This is a genomic window from Raineya sp. (assembly GCF_053497555.1).
On sequence record NZ_JBRCWE010000084.1, the window covers coordinates 1 to 23,373 of the forward strand.

The 23,373-nt window shown below is 38.5% G+C and carries 20 protein-coding genes; 3 read left to right on the forward strand and 17 right to left on the reverse strand.

All coding sequences use genetic code 11. The features are described from left to right. Nucleotides 1-232: 232 nt before the first annotated feature. From ACWITO_RS10965 to ACWITO_RS10975, 3 genes are all read right to left on the reverse strand, one after another. Nucleotides 233-1,216 carry a carboxypeptidase-like regulatory domain-containing protein gene (locus ACWITO_RS10965; RefSeq protein ID WP_448530037.1) on the reverse strand — a complete coding sequence of 328 codons (984 nt, stop codon included), beginning with the start codon at nucleotides 1,214-1,216 and terminating at the stop codon, nucleotides 233-235. A 531-nt stretch (nucleotides 1,217-1,747) separates the two neighbouring features. After that, complete coding sequence (locus tag ACWITO_RS10970) at nucleotides 1,748-2,773, reverse strand: quinone-dependent dihydroorotate dehydrogenase (RefSeq protein WP_448530038.1); 1,026 nt, start codon at nucleotides 2,771-2,773, stop codon at nucleotides 1,748-1,750. A 25-nt stretch (nucleotides 2,774-2,798) separates the two neighbouring features. Next, entirely contained in the window at nucleotides 2,799-3,545 is a 747-nt protein-coding gene (locus tag ACWITO_RS10975) for a Uma2 family endonuclease (protein ID WP_448530039.1), read from the reverse strand. A 114-nt stretch (nucleotides 3,546-3,659) separates the two neighbouring features. Between ACWITO_RS10975 and ACWITO_RS10980 the strand changes: the two genes are divergently transcribed. After that, entirely contained in the window at nucleotides 3,660-4,937 is a 1,278-nt protein-coding gene (locus ACWITO_RS10980) for a metallophosphoesterase (RefSeq protein WP_448530040.1), read from the forward strand. On the opposite strand, the gene ACWITO_RS10985 is transcribed toward ACWITO_RS10980, so the two are convergent. From ACWITO_RS10985 to ACWITO_RS11035, 11 genes are all read right to left on the reverse strand, one after another. Next, on the reverse strand, nucleotides 4,934-6,334 hold the full coding sequence (locus tag ACWITO_RS10985) for an anthranilate synthase component I family protein (RefSeq protein WP_448530041.1): 1,401 nt from the start codon (nucleotides 6,332-6,334) through the stop codon (nucleotides 4,934-4,936). The two genes, ACWITO_RS10980 and ACWITO_RS10985, sit on opposite strands and share 4 nt — an antisense overlap. Nucleotides 6,335-6,384: 50 nt before the next feature. Further along, a complete protein-coding gene (locus ACWITO_RS10990; protein ID WP_448530042.1) occupies nucleotides 6,385-7,272 on the reverse strand; it encodes a cyanophycinase in 888 nt (295 codons plus the stop codon). A 71-nt stretch (nucleotides 7,273-7,343) separates the two neighbouring features. Next, on the reverse strand, nucleotides 7,344-9,206 hold the full coding sequence (gene mnmG, locus ACWITO_RS10995) for a tRNA uridine-5-carboxymethylaminomethyl(34) synthesis enzyme MnmG (RefSeq protein ID WP_448530043.1): 1,863 nt from the start codon (nucleotides 9,204-9,206) through the stop codon (nucleotides 7,344-7,346). Nucleotides 9,207-9,281: 75 nt separating this feature from the next. Then, nucleotides 9,282-9,929, reverse strand: a complete 648-nt coding sequence (locus tag ACWITO_RS11000; protein ID WP_448530044.1) for an RNA polymerase sigma factor — start codon at nucleotides 9,927-9,929, stop codon at nucleotides 9,282-9,284. Then, nucleotides 9,920-11,059 carry a glycosyltransferase gene (locus tag ACWITO_RS11005; RefSeq protein ID WP_448530045.1) on the reverse strand — a complete coding sequence of 380 codons (1,140 nt, stop codon included), beginning with the start codon at nucleotides 11,057-11,059 and terminating at the stop codon, nucleotides 9,920-9,922. The genes ACWITO_RS11000 and ACWITO_RS11005 overlap by 10 nt, the downstream gene beginning before the upstream one ends. Before the next feature lie 39 nt (nucleotides 11,060-11,098). Beyond that, nucleotides 11,099-11,404, reverse strand: coding sequence for a DUF4286 family protein (locus ACWITO_RS11010; protein ID WP_448530046.1), 306 nt, complete (start codon nucleotides 11,402-11,404; stop codon nucleotides 11,099-11,101). A gap of 56 nt (nucleotides 11,405-11,460) precedes the next feature. Further along, on the reverse strand, nucleotides 11,461-12,591 hold the full coding sequence (gene recA, locus ACWITO_RS11015; RefSeq protein ID WP_448530047.1) for a recombinase RecA: 1,131 nt from the start codon (nucleotides 12,589-12,591) through the stop codon (nucleotides 11,461-11,463). 224 nt (nucleotides 12,592-12,815) lie between these two features. Continuing rightward, on the reverse strand, nucleotides 12,816-14,240 hold the full coding sequence (gene dacB, locus ACWITO_RS11020) for a D-alanyl-D-alanine carboxypeptidase/D-alanyl-D-alanine endopeptidase (protein ID WP_448530048.1): 1,425 nt from the start codon (nucleotides 14,238-14,240) through the stop codon (nucleotides 12,816-12,818). Next, entirely contained in the window at nucleotides 14,237-15,859 is a 1,623-nt protein-coding gene (lnt, locus tag ACWITO_RS11025) for an apolipoprotein N-acyltransferase (protein ID WP_448530049.1), read from the reverse strand. The genes dacB and lnt overlap by 4 nt, the downstream gene beginning before the upstream one ends. Beyond that, nucleotides 15,831-17,408 (reverse strand): bacillithiol biosynthesis cysteine-adding enzyme BshC, encoded by a 1,578-nt coding sequence (gene bshC, locus ACWITO_RS11030; protein WP_448530050.1) that lies wholly within the window; start codon nucleotides 17,406-17,408, stop codon nucleotides 15,831-15,833. The genes lnt and bshC overlap by 29 nt, the downstream gene beginning before the upstream one ends. Nucleotides 17,409-17,506: 98 nt before the next feature. Beyond that, nucleotides 17,507-18,670: a formimidoylglutamase gene (locus tag ACWITO_RS11035; protein ID WP_448530051.1), complete on the reverse strand. Its 1,164-nt coding sequence runs from the start codon at nucleotides 18,668-18,670 to the stop codon at nucleotides 17,507-17,509. Between the two features lie 109 nt (nucleotides 18,671-18,779). Here ACWITO_RS11035 and ACWITO_RS11040 point away from each other — a divergent pair, with 109 nt between their 5' ends. Next, nucleotides 18,780-19,040, forward strand: a complete 261-nt coding sequence (locus ACWITO_RS11040) for a type B 50S ribosomal protein L31 (protein ID WP_101359547.1) — start codon at nucleotides 18,780-18,782, stop codon at nucleotides 19,038-19,040. A gap of 74 nt (nucleotides 19,041-19,114) precedes the next feature. Then, a complete protein-coding gene (locus tag ACWITO_RS11045; RefSeq protein ID WP_448530052.1) occupies nucleotides 19,115-20,140 on the forward strand; it encodes a FecCD family ABC transporter permease in 1,026 nt (341 codons plus the stop codon). On the opposite strand, the gene ACWITO_RS11050 is transcribed toward ACWITO_RS11045, so the two are convergent. From ACWITO_RS11050 to trpC, 3 genes are read right to left on the reverse strand one after another with little or no spacing between them, the layout of a single operon-like run. Next, nucleotides 20,130-21,335 (reverse strand): MFS transporter, encoded by a 1,206-nt coding sequence (locus tag ACWITO_RS11050; protein ID WP_448530053.1) that lies wholly within the window; start codon nucleotides 21,333-21,335, stop codon nucleotides 20,130-20,132. The genes ACWITO_RS11045 and ACWITO_RS11050 overlap by 11 nt on opposite strands. Before the next feature lies 1 nt (nucleotide 21,336). Then, the gene (locus ACWITO_RS11055) at nucleotides 21,337-22,458 is read right to left on the reverse strand and encodes a hypothetical protein (RefSeq protein ID WP_448530054.1); all 1,122 of its coding nucleotides are present in this window, start codon (nucleotides 22,456-22,458) and stop codon (nucleotides 21,337-21,339) included. After that, nucleotides 22,445-23,314 (reverse strand): indole-3-glycerol phosphate synthase TrpC, encoded by an 870-nt coding sequence (gene trpC / locus ACWITO_RS11060; protein WP_448530055.1) that lies wholly within the window; start codon nucleotides 23,312-23,314, stop codon nucleotides 22,445-22,447. Before trpC ends, ACWITO_RS11055 begins: the two co-directional genes overlap by 14 nt. Nucleotides 23,315-23,373 lie beyond the last annotated feature (59 nt).

Genomic DNA, 23,373 nt, shown 5'->3' on the forward strand with positions numbered 1-23,373 from the left:
TTTCTTGGTGCAATTCTACAGCGAATACCAACTTTTTTCAAACTTTTTTCAAACTTTTTTCAAACTTTTTTCAAAAGTTTTTCAAAAGTTTCACCTTTCAAAGAAATTGATGATATTTTTCAAATATTTCAGGTTCAGATAAGTAGGTTTAATCCTTGTAAAATGCCATCTACTGCCAAGCCAAAAAGCACATATAACAAAGCGATAAAATCACGAAAGTAATATTATTGCTTCAATAAGCAACCTCTACTGCAAAACCATAAGTGTATCTTTTTTCCTTAAATTTCATTCCCATTTCTATTGCCTCTTCACGAGAAACTACCCAACCGCTTTTATTATCCAGATAGCCTTGTGAGATATTATTCCTTTTCCATTTTCCTTTCGTAAATAAGTAATCATAATGCATTTTTTTTGAAAAAAACATAGGAATACGCACATTTCCCCATCCATCTTTTCCATTTACCTCTATCACTTGCATTCCTGCAAAAACGCCATTTTCGGGAAACGGAACGTTAAATGTTGAAACATCTATCCACTGACTTTTAAATTCTCGGATTTCTAATACAATAGGCTCTTTGGATAAGTTTTGATAGGGAATAGTATCCTTTGCCGAAAAAAATAAAATCTTAATTTTCAAATATTCAGGAGGTTGAATTGAGAAATTTTGTTTCTTTTGAGTAAGACTTGGATTGATATGTGTCTTTTCCTTGACTTTATCTTGATAAATCTTTATGAATACTTTTTCAATAAAGCCTTCTTGTTTCCTTGGGTTAGGAATAAAAGTTACAATCGGAGAGTATGATGTAAAAAAGTATTGTGTATTTCTTACAAGAAAATTACTTTGAGGAACTCTCAAATCCCCAATTTTTACTCTTTCAGAATATTTCTTTTTTCTTGGCGTAATGGTAATCGCTTCAATCTCTTCATCAGTTTCCAAATAGCAATTAAACGGCACTTGAAAAGAGCTTAACGGAACTTCTATGTTTTTGTATGCGACTTGGCTAATTAGCAAGGTATCATCATTTTTTTGACTTTTTATAGAAAAAAAGCCTCTTTCATCAGTAAAGATAACTTTATTCTGACTTTTCAAATAAATGCTTACACCTTGTAAGGGCTTTTGAGTATTTTTTTCAAATACAAACCCTTCTAATAACCTCTGTGAGTATCCTCTGCTTGCAACAATTAGCAAGCAGAGGATAAAAACATTACCTTTCATAGTTTAATCCACAAAAGTACAAGGGCAAAAGTCGCCACATTCACAATTGGGGGTTACTGGATCTTCGCTGGTAGAGTAACTACAAAAGAACAAAAAACAACTTTGCGTAACTGTAATAATGGAAGTACATTGCCCATCGCAATAATTGATACTACCTTGCCAAACTACCTTTTTTCTAGTATCAATGTTTGTAGTAGGAAATCTATTCTCGGATGTCAAAGTAGCTCCTTCCAAGAATATTTTTTCTTTAATTTGAGAAAGGATTTTTTCTAACTTCTCATCATCACAAGTTATACAATAGTTAGAACGCACATTTTTGTGAATGTTGTAAACAGATTGAGAGGAAAAGCTAAATAACAAGCTGATACTGAAAATTAAACTCTTCAACATAAAACTTGAATTTTAAGGTGGAAAATAAAACTCGAAATTTTGAGCTCAAAAATTTCTTGGTGCAATACTAAAGCAAGTACAAACTTTTTTCAAAAATTGCACTATTCAAATATTTTCTTGTATAAATGCGAGAATGTTAGTTTAGTTTTTCGCTAAAAACATCTTGATTTTCCTAACCAAACTTACACCTTCATACACGAGTCCTGTATAGAGTTGGATAAGGTCGGCACCTGCGTGGATTTTTTCAAGAGCATCTTGTGGCGAGAAAATTCCCCCCACACCAATAATAGCAAAACGCTTCTGTGCTTTTTGAGCAAGGTAAGCAATTACCTGTGTAGAGCGTTTTTGTAGAGGTTTGCCGCTCAAGCCGCCTGTTTCTTTGCATAATTCAGGCTCACTTTGCAAATTTTCTCTGCTAATGGTAGTGTTGGTAGCTATCACACCTGCAATTTGTGTTTCAAGTACAATCTCCACAATATCATCAAGCTGGCTTTCCGAAAGGTCGGGAGCTATTTTAAGGAAAATAGGTTTGGGATTATTTTTTTGTTTATTTTGGGTTTGTAGAGCAAGTAAAATTTGCTTCAAAGGTTCTTTTTCTTGCAAGGCACGCAAATTAGGCGTATTCGGCGAACTAACATTTACCACAAAATAATCTACATAAGCAAATAGATTTTCAAAACAGAAAAGGTAATCGTCCAGAGCTTTTTCGTTGGGGGTATCTTTGTTTTTGCCAATATTGCCTCCTACAATTACTTTGGATTGGCGTTTTTTGAGATTTTCAATAGCTTTCACTACGCCGTCGTTGTTGAAGCCCATTCGGTTGATAATGGCTTTATCTTTTTTGAGCCGAAACAAACGGGGTAGGGGGTTGCCACTTTGAGGGCGAGGGGTAAGCGTTCCTATTTCTATGAAACCAAAGCCAAAAATAGCCAGCTCATCAATGGCAATAGCGTTTTTATCAAAACCTGCCGCCAGCCCCACAGGGTTAGGGAAGGTGATACCTGCTACTTGCCGAGCCAATTGGGGGCTTTCGTAATGATAAATTCGGCGAAAAAAAATTCTAATAAGTTTGAAACGAAAAAGCGTTTTGAGCAAGCTGAATGTAAAGTAATGAGCCTTTTCGGCAGACATCAGAAAAAGAAAAAAACGTAAAATTTTGTAAAACATAAGATTCTGCAAATGGCTTGCAAATCTACGCTTTTCTGAGAATATCTTCAGGGTTTATGCCTAATTCTTTGAGTTTTTGGGCAAGCAGACTTTTTTCTTCTTGTGTTTTTTCAAGGTTCTCTTGTGTTTTTTCAAGGTTTTCTCGTGTTTTTTGTAGATTCTCTTGAATTTCTTGTATTTTCGTTTCGGCTTCTGTCAGAAATTCGCTCATTTCGGTATAAGAGGCAAAACGCTCGCCTGTGGGGCGGTAGATGTGCATAGTGTTTTCATCAAGCACAAAGCGAATACCCATAAGGGGACTTTGCCAGTCGTTTGGGTTTTCTATTTCTTTGAAATGCTCGCCTTCACGCACCCAAACTAAAAGTTTGTTGCTATCGGGGTCGTAGAAATAGTATTCTTGTACGCCATAGTTTTGGTAAAATACAAGTTTCTGAGACATTTCGGCAGGTGTATTGCTTGGAGAGTTGATTTCAAAAACTACCTGCGGTGCAATGTTGTTCTCTTCCCATTGTTTATACGAGCCTCTGTAACCTTTCGGTCTGCCGAAGGCTACCAATACATCAGGGGCTTTACGGATATGAGGCTTGCCTTCCACAGGATACCAAAGCAAATCGCCTGCAACAAAAACATCAGGGTTTTTGGAATACATAGCCTCTAAACCCTCTTTGATAAGTACAATCCATTTGAATTGTTCGGTGTTATCTGCCATAGGTTTGCCATCGGAGTCGGGGTAAATGATTGTTTCTTTGCTATGTTTGCTGATGCTTTGCATAAGGAGCAATCTTTTTCCAAATTTACAAAAATTTCGGAGCTATGCCAAGAAATTACTTCTTACTGCCAAACTATTCTTACTTGTTTTGCGTTTATCTTTTGAATTTTTGAAATTATGACCTACCTTATTCCTCGCTTTCTGACTATTTTGCTCTCTTTACTTCTGATAGATTACATCACTTTTCGGGCTTTGAAAGTTGCTTTGCGAGATGCCACTGCTTTCAAACGCAGGTTGTGGTTTCGTGTGTATTGGACTATCAGTGCTTTTTGCCTTTTGAGCATAGGTTTGTACTTTTTTGGGATTTTCAAAGATATGTCGCCTCTGCGTGTGTGGGTACAGGGTTTTGTTTCGGTGGTGTATATTTCCAAAATTTTTGTTGTGTTCTTTGTGCTTTTTGAGGATTTAATTTTTTATGCAAGAAAAATACTTGCTTTTTTTACCCAAAGAGCCAATAAAAAAGCTACCGAAAATCCAGAAGCCAAGAAAATCACGAGAGCAAAATTCATTCATCAGGCAGGTCTGATAGCAGGATCAATTCCTATGGTTACGCTTAGTTGGGGCATTATTTCGGGGGCTCACGACTACCAAGTACGCAGACGAAAAATTTACTTGCCACATTTACCCAAAAGTTTTGAAGGTTTCACAATTGCCCAGATTTCGGATATTCATTCAGGCAGTTTTTACAACAAAACTGCTGTAAAAGGTGGGGTAGAAATGCTTTTAGCCGAAAAGCCCAATCTCATACTTTTTACAGGAGACTTGGTAAATAATCACCCTGACGAGATGAAAGAATACGTTAGTGTTTTTGATAAGTTCAAAGCTGATTTTGGTGTTTTTTCTGTAATGGGCAACCATGATTATAGCGATTATATTTTTGGAATTTCATTGGCAGAAAGGCATTTGCTTCGCAAAAAACTACATCAGGTTCATAAAGCAATGAACTGGCGACTGCTTCTTGATGAAAATATCTTTGTTGAGCAAAATGGTGAGAAACTTGCTATCATTGGCGTACAAAACTGGGGAACAGGGAATTTCCCCAAATATGGCAATCTTGCCAAAGCCTATCAGGGTGCAGAGGAAGCCGCTGTAAAAATTCTGCTTTCTCACGACCCCAGCCATTGGGACGCCCAAATTCGTCCCGAATTTTCGGATATAGACCTCACGCTTTCAGGGCATACACACGGAATGCAGTTAGGCATTGAATACGGAGATTTCCGATGGAGTCCTGTTCAGTATCGCTACAAGCAATGGGCAGATTTGTACCAAGAAAAAAGCAACTTGGGCAAAATGCAATATTTGTATGTAAATCGTGGTTTTGGCTATATTGGCTATTTGGGCAGAGTAGGTATTTTACCCGAAATCACCATTCTAACCTTAACGGCAAAAGCCTAAATCTGCTCGGCATCTTTCAAGGCTTTTCGCAAAGCACCTACTTTGTTGCTTACTTCTTGCAATTCGCTTTGCGTATCCGATTTTGCCACTACACCAGCACCCGCCTGAAAGTAGAGCATATTATTTTTGCTCAAAAATGAGCGTATCATAATGGCTTGGTTAAATTCACCATTGAAGCCCAAAAAGCCTATACAACCCCCGTAATAACCCCTATTACCTTTTTCGTAAGTATTGATAAGTTCCATAGCTTTGTGCTTGGGGGCACCCGAAAGCGTACCCGCAGGAAAAGTATCGGCTACGAGTTGTAGCGTAGGGATATGTTCGGGAATATCAGCTGTTACTTTGGAAACCAAATGAATAACGTGAGAATAATACTGAATTTCTTTGAAGGTTTCTACCTTTACATTAAAGCCGTTTCGGCTCAAATCGTTACGAGCCAAATCTACAAGCATTACGTGTTCGGAGTTTTCCTTGGGGTCGTTGAGCAATTTTTGGGCAAGGGCAAAATCCGCTTCATCGTTGCCTGTACGTTTGAAAGTGCCTGCTATCGGAAAAATACTTGCTTTGCCGTTTTTTACAACAATTTGGGCTTCGGGTGATGAACCAAAAATTTTATAGCTACCGTAATCAAAATAAAACAAATAAGGTGAAGGATTTATAGAACGCAAACAACGATATACATTGAATTCATCGCCTTGAAATTTTTGTTCAAAACGTCTTGAAACGACCATCTGAAAAACATCACCTAATTGGCAATGGTTTTTGGCTTTTTCAATGACAGCCAAAAACTCTTCATCTGAAAAGTTAGACTTCTCTGCGTCAAGAGTTTGGAAATGATATTGGGGAATATTTCTGTTGAAAATTAAATTTTCTATTTCTGTCAGATGACTTTTTTCCCCCTCTAAAAGGTGTTCAAAAAGATAGAGTTCATTTTTGAAATGGTTGATAGCAATAATGTACTGATAAACCTGATACACTATCGTAGGAATGGCACGATTATCATTTTCAAAATCTTTGATAGCAATATCTTCAAAATACTTTACGGCATCGTAAGCCATATAGCCAAAAAGCCCATTACTGATGAAATTGAAATCATTTTTTTCTACCTCAAAAGATTGAATAAACTGCTCCAAAGCAGTTATTACTTCTTTTCCCGAACTAATTTTCTGACTTTGAGCTTTGGTTTTGGGAAATTGCGTAAGAATAGTGCCATTTTTGACTTCAAATCTGGCGATAGGGTGAAAGCAAATATACGAAAAACTATTCTCATTGCCGTGATAATCAGAACTTTCCAAAAGTATGGAGTTGGCAAATTTATCACGTAGTTTCAGATAAATGCTTACAGGCGTAACCGTATCGGCAAGTAGTTGTTTGTAGCGAGTGTATAATTTGAGCATAGCTTGGTTTTTGAGGAATAAACTCAAAAAATGGTTTTTTATTGCAAAAATCAATATTCATCATCAACGCTGACGTGTTCGTGCATTGTGATAGTGTGGGAGTCTAGATAGTAGATGTCGTGCATACTAAGCACGTGTACGATAAGGTTTTCAATAGAAATAGGGCTACCCAAAGGCACTTGGGTTATATTAGTATGCTTGATAAATCTACCATCAACCAGTATCACCAGCCCCGAACCTACCACTTCCATTGATTTATTTTCTTTGATAACTAAGCCTGTGTCTTCACCCAAACCAATGCCCAGTACCTTCGGATTGCTCACAACTGCCTGAAAAAGCCTTCCGATTCTGCCTCTTTGTACGAAGTGCGTATCAATAATTACATCTTGAATAAGTCCTAAACCGCTTGTAATTTTTACTTCGCCTTTGAGCAGAGCTTCGCTACTACTGCCTTGGTAAATCATACTATCCGAGGCGGCGGCGGCACCTGCCGAAGTTCCTGCAATGACAAAATTTTCTGTAAAGTATTTTTTTAGAAGTAAGTCGTGGAATTTTGTTCCTCCGAGAAAAGTTGTGAGGCGAAGCTGGTCGCCCCCTGTGAACATTACGGTATCGGCACTGGCAAGTCTTTCCAAAAAGGTTTCATCATTTGCTTGCTCACGTTTATCAATATTGAGCATATCTACATTTTTAGCTCCCAGATAGTTAAAGGCTCTTACGTATTCGGTGCCTACTTTTTTGGGAATTTTGGAAGCCGTAGTGATAACTTCAATGCGAGATTCTTGTTTTTTTGAAGATTCACGAATAATTCTATTCAAAATGCCTTTTTCAAAAAAATTGAGATTTTTTTCTACATCGGGGTCAAAATTTTGTTCAGTGAAACTGCCTTTATCTACTGCACCACCAATAATAATGAGCGTTCCTTTGGGTATATTCATTGCTTTATGTGTTTGCGTTCAAAAAATATTTTGCAAATTACTGAAAAAATAATGATGTCAAAATTTTTATTTCATTTCCCCATATATACCATCAAAATAGAAATATCAGCGGGCGAAACACCACTAATGCGTGAGGCTTGTCCGAGTGTTTCGGGACGAATTTTTTTGAGTTTTTCTCGTCCTTCTGCCGAAAGAGCCTTTACAAGGTCGTAGTTAAAATCCTCACGTATTTTATAGTTTTCAAGTTCTTTCATTTTTTGGGCAGTTTCCTGTTCTTTCAGCAAATAATCTTCATATTTGATTTGAATTTCGGCTTGTTCCAATTCCTTTTCATCATATTTGCTCAAATAATTGCCCAGCTCTTTGTACATTTTGCCGAGTTCTTGCAAGGAAATTTGCGGTCTTTTGAGTAGATTGTAAAAAGATATTTTCTCCCGAATAGGCGAAGTTCCCATTGCCTCCAAGGCTCCGTTGATGTCCTCGGGTTGTACTTTTTTCTGTTTCAGGTCGTTGAGCAGATGAGCTACGGCTTCTTCTTTCTTTTTTAAGCGTTGCAAACGCTCTTCAGAGGCAAGCCCGATTTTGTAACCTAATTTGGTAAGTCTGCTATCTGCATTATCCTGACGCAAAAGCAAGCGGTATTCGGCACGAGAAGTAAACATTCGGTAAGGCTCTTCGGTGCCTTTGTTGATAAGGTCATCTATCAGTACGCCAATATAAGCCTCGTGGCGTTGAAGCATGAAAGGCTCTTGTTCTTTGATTTTCAGATGAGCATTGATGCCCGCCATAAGTCCTTGGCAGGCGGCTTCTTCGTAGCCTGTTGTGCCATTGATTTGCCCCGCAAAATAGAGATTTTCAATCAATTTGGTTTCAAGGCTAAGTTTGAGTTGGGTAGGAGGGAAGTAGTCGTATTCTATGGCATAGCCAGGGCGAAACATTTTCACATTTTCCAATCCGGGTATTTTGCGAATAGCTTTATATTGCACATCTTCGGGCAGGGAAGTAGAAAACCCATTGACATACACCTCTACGGTTTGCCAGCCTTCGGGTTCTATAAAAATTTGGTGTCGCTCTTTATCTGCAAAGCGATTGATTTTATCTTCAACCGAAGGGCAATACCGAGGACCTACGCCTTGTATTCTGCCCGTAAACATTGGCGATTTATCAAAACCTGTTCGTAAAATTTCGTGAACTTCGTGATTGGTATAAGTTATCCAGCAACTTAATTGTTTTTCAAGCAATGGAGTATCCAGAAAAGAAAACCGTTCAGGTTTTTCGTCGCCGGGTTGCTCTTCCATTGCTTGATAGTTGATGGTTCTGCCGTCAAGGCGTGGGGGGGTGCCAGTTTTCATTCTGCCTGCTTCAAAACCCAGTTCTACGAGTTGTTCGGTGATGCCTGTGGCGGCTTTTTCACCTGTTCTGCCACCCCCAAAGCGTTTTTCGCCAATATGTATGACACCATTTAGGAATGTTCCGCTGGTCAGGATAACGGCTTTGCTCCGAATTTCCAGTCCCATACTGGTTTTTACGCCTACTACTCTTTTATCTTTTACGAGTATCCCCGTAACCATATCTTGCCAAAAATCAAGGTTACCGATAGCCTCCAAAGCCAAACGCCATTCTTCTGCAAAACGCATTCTATCGTTTTGGCTACGAGGGCTCCACATTGCAGGACCTTTGGAGCGGTTGAGCATACGAAACTGAATGGCGGTTTTATCGGTAATAATTCCTGAAAGTCCTCCAAGAGCATCTATTTCTCTTACAATTTGCCCTTTGGCAACTCCCCCCATAGCAGGATTGCAAGACATCTGCCCAATAACCTGCATATTCATTGTTATCAGAAGCACTTTTGAACCCATTGCAGCGGCGGCGGCGGCGGCTTCGTTGCCAGCGTGTCCTGCTCCTACTACAATCACATCATATTCAGGAAACATTGCATAAAAATTTAGGTGCGATAAAAAATTTGTTTCACGTGAAACAACACGCAAAGTTACTAAAATTTCGTAGAATTAGCCTAAATTTTCGTGTTTGCGGATAAGTTCGTTGAGCAGTTCTTTAGCTCGGAAAAGTTGGGCTTTCACGGTGCCCATCGGGATATCCAGTTCATCAGCAATTTGCTGATAGTCCATATCCTCAAAATAGCGTAAGGTAAGCACTTTACGATAGTTGGTAGGTAATTTATTGATAAGCAAACGCAAAACTTCTATTTGTTGGCTTCGGATAGAGTTTTCTTCAATATTTTGGGCTTCATCAATTACATCATTGGTTTCTTCTTTGTCGGGTTTCTTTTCATCGGTTTTTTTCATAAATTGTTCAATGCTAATGACTTCTACGCGTTTTTTTCGGCGTATAAAATCAATGCAGTGGTTTGTTCCTATTCTGAAAAGCCAAGAGCTGAAAGGGTGTTCAAAGCGAAATTTATCTAAATTCTGAAAAACTTTTACAAAAGTTTCCACGGTAATATCTTCGGCATCATCTACATTGCGAACAATTTTGAGAATTACATAATACAAAGCCTTATTGTAACGCTTCATAAGCGTTGTCATTGCATTGTGGTCGCCTTGTTGAGCCTTCCGAATAAGCTCAAACTCTTTCTGAACCCGAGGGTTTTCAAATTCAAAATCTTCGGTAGGTTCTTTGTTCTCGTCTAAATCCATTGTTCAGGTTTGCTGAAATACGATTTTATGCCTACAAATACGATAAAAAACACATACAAAAAATCATACACCCACCAGCCTACAAAAGCAGAAACAAAATACAATTTTTTTGCGTTCAAGTATTGTACCAAAGTCCAAAAAATAAGCCGAAAGCCGCAAATTCCCCACAAGGCAATTTCTTGCCACTGCCAAGTTTCTTTTTGAAAAGGATATACACTTGCTAATAACGCAAAAGCTAACCAAAATAGTACGTGAGTGCCATTTTGTAGTGCCAAAAAAAACTGATGTTTTTTTCGGTAAAATTTTCCAACGCTCAAATGTCTTTTTTTCTGCCGAAACCAAGCCTTCCAAGTTCGTTTGGGTACAGAAAAAACTTGTGCCTGCAAGTGCGTACAAACACTGGTATTAGAAGCGTTTGCATTGGCATTAACGAATAAATCATCATCACCCCCTACAATTTTCAGATGATTTTGAAAGCCTTTGCTTGCAAGAAACAAACTTTTGCAGTAGGCAAGGTTTCTTCCTACGCCCATATAAGGCAATTTTGCCAAAGCATAACTAATATACTGAATAGCCGTAAAAAATGTTTCATAACGTATGAGCCAATTCAGAAAGCCTTTTTCTTTTTGGTAAGGGGAAATGCCCAAAACAATTTGTTTTTCCTTTGAAAATTCTTGTGCCATAAGGGCAATCCAATTTTCGGAATTGGGTAGGCAATCGGCATCTGTAAAGAGCAGATGCTCGTATTTAGCGGCACGAATAGCAAGCGTAAGAGCATATTTTTTGTGGCTAATGTGGTCGGGGGTGTGGTCTATGTGTAAAACCCGCAAGCGAGGCTCTTTTCGTCGCTCATCTCGTAAAAAAAACTCTGTTTCATCAGAGGAGCGGTCGTTTGCAACAATAATTTCAAATTCAGGGTAGTTTTGTCTGTACAAAATGGGTAAAAGTTTTTTCAGATTTTCCAGTTCGTTGTGTGCCGCTACAATAACAGATACAGGCTTTTGGAAATCAAAATCAATTTCTTTTTTGGTTTTATGAAACAGAATCCGTAAGAAAAAAAACAATAGGTACAAAATTTGAACCAACGCAAACGAAGCCGTTGCGTACAAAAGAATTTCCGAAAATAACATAGCGTAGAGGTGTTTTAAGTTAGAAATGTTGCAAATCTATCATTGCACTATTTCCAAAATGCTTCTGAAAGCCACAAATTTATCTTTGTAACGCTCAGAATGTTCGGCTTGGAGTTTGGGAGCAAACTCTTTCTGATAGCGTTCTAAATCCTGCATTGAGGCACAAATATACTGAAAGGCATACGTAAAACCATCGTTTTCGGTTTCTGTAAGCAAACGCATAATTTTATTTTCCAGAAAACAGCCTGTACGCATTACATCAGGAATATGCTGGTTGAGCATCCAATTGAGCCACTCCTCGTGGATATTTTTATCAATATTTACCGTAACGTTATAGACTATCATTCTTTCAAGGTTTTTGAATGCCTTTTAATGAGCATTAAAAGGCATTTAAGTGATTTTTACTCTTCGCTTTCCAATTCTTTTACTTCTGTTTCGGCATCTTGCTCTTCTTTTTTCACTTTGGCTTTCTCTTCGCTTGTGATTTCCCCGATTTTGGCACCTGATGCTACTTTTTCTTTAATTTTTTGCTTCAATTCTTCTACCAATTCGGGATTTTCTTCCAAAGTTTTTTGGAGTTTATCTTTGCCGAGAGCAATTTTAGTTCCGTTGTAGTAGTAATTAGCCCCCGATTTTTTCAAAATATCCAGTTCTGTTGCCAGTTCTGCTACTTCGCCTATTTTGTTGATGCCTTTTCCGTAAAGTATTTCAAACTCTACTTGCTTGAAAGGGGGAGCTACTTTATTTTTTACAATTTTTACGCGTGTTTTACTGCCAATGGGGTTATCGTCAGAATCTTTGAGTTGCCCAATTTTGCGAATATCTATACGTACCGAGGCATAATATTTCAGAGCATTACCGCCCGTAGTAGTTTCGGGGCTACCAAACATTACGCCAATTTTATCGCGAAGTTGGTTGATAAAAATGCAGCAGCAATTTGTTTTAGAAATGAGGCTGGTGAGTTTTCGCATAGCTTGCGACATCAGGCGAGCTTGCAAGCCCATTTTGCTATCGCCCATTTCGCCGTCTATTTCAGCTTTGGGAACAAGAGCGGCAACAGAGTCAATTACAACAATATCAATAGCTCCTGAACGTATGAGTTGTTCAGCAATTTCAAGAGCCTGCTCACCGCTATCAGGTTGAGAGATAATGACTTTTTCGGGGTCCATACCCAATTTTTCGGCATAAAACCTATCAAAAGCGTGTTCGGCATCAATGAATGCCGCAATACCTCCTGCCTTTTGTGCTTCAATAATGGTGTAAATAGCTAATGTCGTTTTTCCCGAAGCCTCTGGACCAAATATTTCTATAATTCTACCCTTTGGCAGACCGCCTACCCCCAAAGCCAAATCTACGCTTAGCGAACCTGTGGAAATAACTTCTACGTCCATTACTTTTTCATCGCTAAGTTTCATCACTGCTCCCTTTCCGTATGCTTTTTCAATGTTTTCCATTGTGGTTTTGAGTGCCTCCAATTTACTTTTCTGGTCAGTTGGCACTACAATCGCTTTGTCTTTTTCTTTTTTTGCCATAAATGCGAATATTTTGCTTCAAAAATACAAATTACAGATTTTTTTCAAAGGTTTTCACAAAATAAAAAATCTTGTCCGTAATTTTTTTGAGGAGTAAGCTAAAATTTCGTAACTATTTACGTTCAAAAAGTAAAGGTTCAAAGGTTTGAATTAAAAGTTTTACTCCGTCTAAATATCCAATTGTTCCAAATTCTGTTTCTTGCTTCTTGTTTCCTGTTACCTCGTTACTCGGCGGCTTTGAGCAATATTTTCTCAAATTTGCTACGCATAGAGGCATATTTACCTTCGTATTGGTTCGCAATGATTGCAAAACAACGTTTTTCGCCTTTTTTAGTGCTAAAATAACCTGCAAGTGCTATCACGCCTCGCATACTACCTGTTTTGGCTTGTAGATTTCCTTGTAAAATGGTGTTTTTAGCAAAACCCGTAAGCGTTCCCGATACGCCTGCCAGTGGCAAACTTTTCAAAAAAGTATCGTTTTGAGCCATTTTGCTAAGCAGTTGGCAAATAGAATGAGCCGTGGAAGTATTGAGGCGAGAAAGCCCACTTCCGTCATTGAAGTTTAATCCTTTGATTTCAATGCCTTTTTTTTGCCAAAATTCCAATATTTTTTCTCCTGCTTGGTTTTCTTTGCCCCAATATTTTCCCAACTGCTTGAAAAGTCCTTCGGCATAAAGATTTACACTATACAGATTGATTTCTCTGACTATTTCGGCAAGTTTAGGCGAGGCTAAACTATCTAAAACAAGTAGCTTTTCATTGAGGCTCTCAAAGATGAATGTTGGTTCTTGCGTGATGTGAAGTCCCTTTTTTTGCAAAAAATCATTGAACAAAAATGCTGTTGTATAGGGCGGATTAGGCATAGCCCCTTTGATGAAAAAACTACTTTCCTGCTGTGGAATAGTGCCACTGACAAAACACTCGTAATGAAACGGATAGCCATCAATGTAGGCATTGTCGCCTGTTCCTTTTGGAGCGGTGAGAATTTGCCCCTTGAATTTCAGAAAAGGAAGTGCGGGTTCTGTTCCGAGAATATCGGCTTTTTCACCTATTTTAGAGGCAGGTTTTAGGAGTAATTTGTATTCGTTATCGCTGATGTTCAAACCATAGGCGGCAGAGCCATAATAATTACCTAAGTCTTCTTTTATCCAGCCTTCGGGAATGGCGTTTTGTTCAAAATAAGCACCTACGCCCACGATTTGTCCCTCTATTTTTTGAATATTTTTGCTTTGCAAAATTTTGTACCAACGCTCCCAAATCTGCTCTTGGGAGAGATTATTTTTGAAATCGGCACTGCCCAAAGTAACATCTCCACCGCCCAGAATATACAAATTGCCTTTGAGTGTTTTATTTTCTATTTTCCCGCTGTAAGCCAGTTGCGTTTGAAAGCGAAAATCTTTTCCCAATACTTCTAGAGCAGTAGCGGTTGTCCATAATTTATGGCAAGAGGCTACATTCATTTTTTTGAACATATTCTTTTCAGCAAGCACTTTGCCTGTTTGTGAGTCCATTAGGCAAAATGCCAAAAAGCCTTGTTTCAATAGGCTATCATTTTCAAGGGTATTCAGTGCCTCCGAAAGGCTTTGGGCTTGCACACTTTGCCAATACAATAACCCTATACAGATTTTTAGGAGAATAGCGTTTTTCATAAAAGCCTATTGTTTGATTTTTTTCTGAACAAGTTTGCCAAAATCCAAAGAAAAAGAATTCCTACTATGCCAAGTGCTATTCGGGGCAGAAAATCTCCATAACACACATAAAAGGTTTTCTTTGAGTAGGTAAAAGCTATTTCTTTCATTGCAGTTCTTTGGTTATAGGGAATTTCTTTTCTTACTTTGCCCCATACGTCAATAATTGCCGAAGCTCCCATATTAGAGCAATGCAACATTTCTCGGCGAGTTTCTATGCAACGCAAGGCTCCCAAATACAAGTGATGTTGCTCCCATTGGGTATCGCCGAGCCAGCCATCGTTGGTAATGGTGCATAGCAAATCTGCACCTTTTTTTACAAATTGGCTTACAAACTCGCCATACATAGATTCATAACAAATAATTGGAGCAACTTGTGCTTTTGGAGTAGGGAAATTGATAATTTCTTTTCCCGTACCTAGCAAAAAAAACGAAGCACCAATATCGCTGATAAAATCTTTCAGAAAAATAGTGTATTCGGGAAAAGGAATGGTTTCAACACCGGGAACAAGTATCATTTTTTTATACCAAAACATAGTGTCTTTTTGCAAAAGCAATGCCGTATTGAAATCCTCGTAATAGGAGTGTGCAAGAGGTGCGTATTGGCTCGTAGGACTGCTTTTTTCTTTGGTAAAAATCCGAGTAGAAACCCCCAGAAGTATCGGTACATTTAATTTTTTTTGCAGGCTATCAATTTTTTGAAAAGTAGGATATTTTCGTACCAAGCGTTCGTCAAAATTTTCATCAAGAGCCGTTTCAGGAAAAACGACTAAATCGGTGGTTTTATCAAACTTTTGCAAAGTTAAATCTGCTAAAATTTGTGCCTGCTTGGCAAAGGGTATGAAGCGGGGACAATCGCTGAATTTTTCAGTAAAGGGGTCAATGTTGGGCTGAACAAGTACCACATTCAACTTTTGCAAAGCTGAGATTTTTTGTCCTTGCAAAAACCACGAAAAGCCAAAAGGAACGACTAATGCAATGGCACAAACGATTATTTTTTTTATGGAAAAACCTTCTTTCAAGTTCCAAAAAAGTACATTCATTAATAAAATCCAAAGAGAGCCGCCCCATACGCCTGTGTATTCGTACCATTGTACCCACTCATTCCGATACAAAAAAGTATTTCCCAAAGTGAGCCATACCCAAGTCAGTTGCCACTGATGATGAGCAAACTCAAAACTTATCCAAATAGGAACAAATATCCATTTTTGGTATTTTTCTGAAAAAAATTTTCGCACCCACCACCAAAAAATAAGTGCCACAAGCATTACAAGGCTATTGGCAGTGCTTATGACCCATAAAGCCCCCGTAATACGCACCCACCAAGTAGCTACTACGTTCCAAACGAGTAGAAAGAAAAATGCTCCGAGCAATCGCCAAAGAAAAATTTTCTTTGTAAAAGTTGCTTCCAAAATTTTTTCGGCTTGCCACCAAAATACCCAGCCCACAAAGCTCAAAAGTACCCAGTTTTTGCCCCAAAAACCCGCCTGCAAACAGATGGCTCCTGCTATGGCAAGTAATAAGATAATAAAAACACTGAACTTTTGGCTACTATCGTATCTGAATAATGTAAAGTTCATTGCTGAAAGGTTCAAAAATATGGTGCAAATCGTCTAAAAAATCTGCGTGATTGAGGTAAAAATTCAAGAAATTGTCCTTGCGTTCTTGTAAAACCCCTTCGGGAAAAAGTTTTTCTTTGAGTGAGAGCATTTGTTGAACTTCTATTTCGTATTTTTTTTCTTGTGCTTTCTGGATACGTTTTTCTAAGTGTTCAAGGCTTTTGAGTGTTTTTTGCTCTTCGGCTTCCACTGCGGAAAGCAAGGATTTATCAATTTCTGCTGTTTTGCTCTTGATTGCTTCAAAGGCTTGCGAAATGGCTTTTTGCTCTTGCAAAAGCGAAAATTCATTTTGCGTGTATTTGGATAAAAATTTCTTTTTGAGCAAGCTATCTTCTTGAAAAAAGTCTTGAACAGATAGCTGTAATTTTTGCATTTTCTCACACTGATTTTGCGTAAGCACCAAAGCAAAATTACGAGGCAGTAGCATTGGCATTGCAAGGGTTGGCTCTACCTGCTTGAAATACTCAAAAGTGCTTTTGAGTTGCAACCAATAGGCAATTTCGCCAGGTCCGCCGATATAGGCAAGATTAGGCAAAACAAGTTCCTGATAAATAGGACGTAGCAGTGCATTTGGGCTGAATTTTTCAGGATTTTTTTCTGCTAAATCTAAAATCTCTTTTTCTGAAAAACGCAAATTGGTGTGCAGTACCTCATAGAAATCTCCTTTGCGTTCAATTCTTTCTCGCAAACCTTCATCAAGATAGAAAAAATTGATAGGTCGGGCTTGTGCCTGTGCGTGATAGCCCAAGCGTGTGAGTTGCAAAGAGGTATCTTTGACCAAAATCTCTGTTTTTTGTTCTTGAAGCTCGCTTTTTATGATTGGGAATAAAGATTTTTTGACTTTCTCATCATCTCCATCAATAACCAGCAAGCCTTTTTCCCCGAAAAACTCGTGCAAGGCGTAGCGAGTGGCTTGGGCAAGGGTTGGAAATTGCGTATAAGCCTTTTCAAAAATGGGCATTTTTTCGGGCAACACAGAGAGAATTTCTGCAAGTTCGTCTGTTTTCATCTTGCCCACCGCCCCTTTTTGCTTGCTGTGCCACTCATATTTTTTGCCAAAAAGCCTGAAATGCGATATTTCTGCAAAATCGTGGTCTTCGGAGCCAAGCCAAAAAACAGGTACAAAACGATATTCGGGCAAAAATTCTTGTAGAATTTCTGCCAAAAGAATGGTGCTAATCGTTTTATACACAAAATAAAGCTCTCCAAAAAAAATAGAAGGTTGGTGAGCGGTAGTGAGTGTAAATGTGTTTTCAGAAAGTAGGGCTTCAATATTTTGCTTTTCTGCTTCTGTGAGGGAAATCTGCTGATATTGTTTTTGCAGAACCTTGTGCAAAGTTTCTCTTTTTTCCGCAGAAAATTGTTTTTGAGCAATTATTTGCCTGAAAGTTTCTTTTTGAGGTAAAAACTGAAAAAAAGGCTCTAAAATGGGGTTCTGATTTACATAATCCAAAAAAATTTTGGAAAAAAAAGGAGTTTCTTGTAAGGGAATTTTTTGAAAAATTGGCATATTGATACTAATTTCGGACAAATATAACGTTTCTACCCGATTGTTATTGAGGTAAGAAACGTTAATCTTTCAAATCCTTGTAATCTCGCTAAAAATCGCTACGGCAATTTGGCTTGCGTGCTTATCCACCTATCAGGAATAATGCCCCCTTCTACTGCCGAAAGATAATCTTGATAAGAGCAGGCTATCATCACAGGCTCTACCTGAATGGTAGTGTAGGGGACTTCCAGCCACCAATAGCCCGTAGAAAGTTGCTTGTAGAAGGTGAGGGTAGGGGCATTCAGACTATCGGAAAGCGGCACGATAAATTTTTGAAACTCGCCCTCACTTTTGAAATCCAACTTTTTTTTGCGATGATAAAAGCCTTCAATAAAATACCAAACCAATACTGCCAGAACCTGGGCATTGTGTCCGTGTGTATCTAATTGCGGATTGTATTCATAAAAACCAATAGAGCTTACTTTGGGGCTGATACCTGCATACCAGCAAAATTGAGCCATTTCATCAGAGCTTAGCCCAAAGGGTTGGGCATAGATGCTTGCTCCTGCATCGGCTTTGCGAATAGCAGAAATATCAATGGCTACCATATCGGCATCGCGAATAACAGGCTCTACATTCAGGATATTTTCGCGAATTTTGCCGACACCATAGACATCAAAATACATTTTTTCAAAAATATCCAAAAAACTTGCCGAACACAAATAGCCTTGATGACCTATTTGGCTGAAATTGAACAAATAATTGGGCTGGTGCGTAAGAATTTGCAAAAGATGTTTTTTATTGGGTTCATTGTCCAGTTCATCAACATCTACGGTGCAATCAATATTTACAATAGAAATGGGTTGCTCTAAGCCCTGATATGCCCAAAATTGTCCTATCATCATATCGTTGGAGCTACCTATCAGAATAGGGATTGTGTTTTCAGCAAGAAGCAATTCGCATACTACTTTAAGCCTTTGGTATGTTTCCTGCAAACTGGGGGCGGAGCGTAAATTTCCCAAATCTACCACTTTGTAAGGGACTTTACTTTTTCGGAGTTTGTAAAAGTGTTTGCGAAAAGCATCGGCGGCACCTGCTACGCCTATATTTTTTTGTGTTCCTCGCTCTTCTATCAGTCCGATAATTGCCAAATCAGCATCTTGCCAATTCGGAAACTGATGAGCGTGAATAGCAATTTGGTTGTAAATGCAGGTTACATCTTCTTTGCAATCTTGCCAAAGCTCATCATCAAGGCTATTGAAGAAAATCATCAAATCCATCATAAGCGAGAATTTTGGGGCTTGGCTTCAAATATTTAATTTTTTTTTGGCAATTCCAATTTTTATTGCTACATTTGCAACCTAATTTTTGGGAACATAAAAGCATTTGGTTATGAAAAAAGACATTCACCCCGAATATCGTGAAGTTGTTTTTTGGGATTTGAGCAGTGATTTCAAATTTCTTACACGTTCTACAATGAAATCCAAAGAAACCATCAAGTGGGAAGATGGTAAAGAATACCCTGTAATTAAGGTAGAAATCAGTTCTCATTCTCACCCTTTCTTTACAGGTAAGAAAGTATTTGTGGATACTGCGGGACGCGTAGATAAATTCAATCAAAGACTTGCTAAAAAGCAATCTCCCAAAAAATAAATTTTTTCGGTTTGTTTTGTAATGAAGGGCGAGCAAAATAGTTCGCCCTTCCTTGTTTCAATATGATTAGCAATTTGAAACCCACCTTTTCGCTATTAGGTTGGCTATTTTTGGGCTTGCTACTGCTCACATTGTTTTTAGTGAATATTAGCACAGGAGCAGTAGCGATTCCACTTTCTGAAATTCTAAAAACATTTTTTGGCTCACAAGAAAACAACGCTTGGGCGTATATTGTGCTTGCTTTTCGCTTGCCCAAGGCTCTTACAGCTATTTTGGTAGGGGTAGCTTTATCAGTGGCGGGGCTTGTTATGCAAACGTTTTTTGCCAATCCTTTGGCAAGTCCTTCGGAGTTGGGCGTTTCGGCGGGGGCAAGTTTGGGGGTGGCTTCTATTACTTTGAGTTCGGGCGTTTCTTGGTCGGCTCTGCAAAATTTGGGTATAATTGGCAATAGCCTCGTTGCAACAGTTGCCATTATAGGCTCAATGGCAATAATGGTACTTATCCTGCTTATCAGTCGTTTTACAAACAACAATACGGCACTGCTTATTATTGGTTTGATGCTGGGCAGTTTGGCAATTTCCTTGATTGGCTTATGGCAATTTTTGAGTAGCCCCGAACAAATTAGAGATTTTTTGTGGTGGTCTTTTGGCAGTTTGGCAAGTACCAATTACGAGCAAGTTTTCATTATTGCTATATCCATTGGTATTAGTTTTATTCTACTTCTTTTCCAAATACAAAAACTCAATGCTTTGCTTTTGGGTGAAATGTATGCTCAAAGTATGGGCGTCAATGTTCGCAGGCTTCGCTGGGTTCTTATTGTGTTGGTGAGTGTGCTTTCTGGTGTAACTACTGCTTTCTGCGGACCAATTGGTTTTGTGGGTTTGGCTGTGCCTCATCTTTCACGAAGTATTTTTCGGACTGCCAACCATTGGGTTTTGCTTCCTGCCTCTGCACTGCTCGGAGCAAGTGTTTTACTTTTCTGTGATATTTTAGCACAAAATCTCTTTGCAAATTTTTCTATGCCTATCAATCTGATAACCTCCTTATTAGGCTCTCCGCTTGTAATTTGGATTGTAATGAAAAGAGGGATTAGGTTCTGATTTTTTTCTGTAAAACTTTCGGCAAAAATGCCACTGCATACCAAAGCAAGATAGCCACAACCGCCGCAACCCAATAAGGTAGATGAAAATCTACATCATAAATGGCGAGCCCAAGTGTGGGACCTACAATGCGAGCAATAGCTCCAAAAGACTGATTGATACCTAATACCCGTCCTTGTTCTTGTTCGGAAACCGCTTGTGAAAGCAAAGCATTGAGAGCAGGGGTAAAACAACCACTGGATACTCCTGAAAAAATGATAGCTATAAGCTCGAAAGGTATAAACCAACGCATAGAAGCAAATAGGGGAAAACTGATACCTGCTATCACTAAGGCTATACAGCCGAAAATGAGCAAACGATATTCACCGAATTTTTTGTTTAGCTTTCCTACAAATACGCCTTGCATCAGTGCCGTAACCAGCCCCATAAACGCAAAAGCGTAACCATTTTGCTTATCACTCAAACCCGCTTGCTCTTTCCACAGGAGAGCAAGCGTAGGCTGTATCATCATAAAGGCGGCAATAAATACAAAAGAAAGCCACAGAAGCCCTTTGATGTCTTTACGACGTAGAGCCAAACGAAGGTCGCTTAATGGATTGATTTTCAATTTTTTACCGATATTCTTTTCAGAAATAGTTTCAGGTAAAAAGAAAAAAGCTATCAAAAGATTTACTCCACAAAGTAAAACAACAAACCACCCAATAGCTACAATGCCGTAGGCATCATTCAGGATACCTCCGATGCTAGGACCTATGATAAGCCCCAAGCCAAAAGCCGCTCCGATAATGCCAAAATTTTTAGTTCGTTTGCTGGGTTCGGAAATATCGGCGATATAGGCTTGTGCGGCGGCAATATTTGCCGAACCTATCCCCGCAATGATGCGTGAAGCAAACAAAAGCCAAAGCGTATGGCTATATGCAAAAACAATATAGGCAACTCCTGTAAGAGCTACACTAATCAGAATGACGGGCTTTCTGCCCATTTTATCGCTCAATGCTCCCCAAAATGGTGCAAAAATAAAGTTCATTAAAGAATACGATGCCACCAAAAAGCCTATTTGCCAAGAACTTGCCTGTAAAGCACGGGCAAAATTGGGAAGTATAGGAATGATAACCCCAAAGCCGAGTAAGTCTATGAAAATGGTTAGAAATAAAACGGAGAGGGCGTTTTTAGCGGAATAATTTTTTTCCTGCATTTTAGTTTTCAATAGGTTTCATTGTTTGGTATGCTTTTGCAATTTTTGCAAGAAAGGCTTGCAAAGAGGGTTCAGTGTCTGTATCGTTTTTTACAAGAATTTTTTCTCTATTTTCTATCCGAAACACGTGTCTTTTTTCATTGCTTTTATTGAGCAAAACATCTTTTTTCTTGGATTTTTCGTTTGAAATATTTTGTGCTTTAGCCACTTCGTACTCATCTTTTTCAAAGCTAATAGTAATTTTATCTCGGCGTCTTATGATTTTTTTTACTTTTGTTTTTACTTTTCCCCGAAAGTTTTTTTTATGTACTTTTCGTACTATCAGGGTATCTGTCATTTCTACGGCAAGCGTGGTATCATCAGCCATTTTTAGAGAAAAAATAAGCCAAGGATAAGTATAGATTTTTGTAATTACGATGGGATATGTTTTCAATGCTACTGACACAGCGAAGGCAATGAACAAAAAAATAAAGGCAAATACAAAATAGAAGCCTTCGCCAGGTTCAATGCTCATCACCCAAAAAAATGCTATAATATTTACAATAATTAGCCCTAACCATATCTTGCTCCAAGAAAATACTTTTTTAGGTGGGGTACGAGTATTTGATGTCAAAAATTTTTTATTTTCTGAGGAAGCAAGCTCCATTGTCAGTGTCAGAAGGCTTTGCTCTTCACTTTCGCGAGCAAGTATTTTGAGCAATGGCACAAAGAAGGTTCGTAAGCGATTGCTTAAATCAAATTTTTTCAATATCCAATAGGGAAGCAAGTGTAGGAGTAGAAAAAGAAGCACTACTCGCCATAATATATCCAGCAAAGCGGTATTTTCTACTCCTATAATTATTACCATTGCAAAAAAACTGAGCACTACTCCTATCCATACGTGCATAATAAACACTTTTCGGCTATTATCAGCGTGTTTATCAAATTCGGCAAGTTGTTCAAAGAGCCTAAGCCATTCGCTAATGGTTCTTTTTCCCTCAATTTTACGTTTGAAAAGCAGAGAGGTCTGCTCACTTGTAAGGCGTAAAAATAAAATAAGCATTTTTGCTACGGAAAGCAGTGAGTATTTCACCGCTCCCTTCTGATTTTGCGTACTATTCAATTTGGTTTTAGTTTGGCTCATCTTGCGAAGTTTGATTACTTTCTTCCATTCCTATATCAGAACTTTCTGCAATAGCTTTTTTGGGCAAAGGGGGCAAATTTTGTACCCATTCGGCAAGTATGGTGGCGGGCTTTTCGTGCTGCATAAAACTTTCACCTATCAAAAAACCTTCATATCCAAACTCTCTTAGCATTACAATATCTTCCACTTTTTCAATGCCGCTTTCAGCGATTTTGAGAAACTCCGAAGGAATTTTATCTGCCAAATTTTTAGCAATTTCCAAGTTGGTTCGGAAAGTTCGCAAATCTCGGTTATTTACGCCAATAATATCTACCGTAGGCACAAGGGCTTTCTGCAATTCTTGTTCGTTATGAACCTCGCAAATAACTTCCATACCCAATTCTTGTGCAAATTGTGAGAGTTCTCGGATTTGTCCTTCGGTGAGGATAGCGGCAATTAGTAAAATAACATCAGCACCTGCTCCTTTGGCTTCAGTAATTTGGTAAGTAGTGAGAATGAAGTCTTTTTGCAAAATAGGCACTTCCAGACCTGCTCGGGCGATTTGCAAATCTTGTACCGAGCCACCAAAAAATTTTTTATCAGTCAGAATAGAAAGTCCGCTTGCTCCTGCCTGTGCATACCCACGTGTAGTTTCTACTACCCCCGCTTTATTATTGATAATGCCTTTGGAAGGTGATTGCCGTTTGAATTCTGCTATAATTTGAGAGGCATTTTCTTTGCGTAAAAATTCTTTCAAAGAAAAACATTTACGCACATATTCAGGTGTATTTTCCCATTTGCTTTCGGGGTAATGCGTCATTCGCAAGGAAATTTCAGTGCGTTTGAAAACAACGATTTGTTCTAAAATATTGAGCATAAAACCTTTTTTAGAGCAAGTTGCAAATTTTATTCAAAAAAACAAAATATTTGAACTGA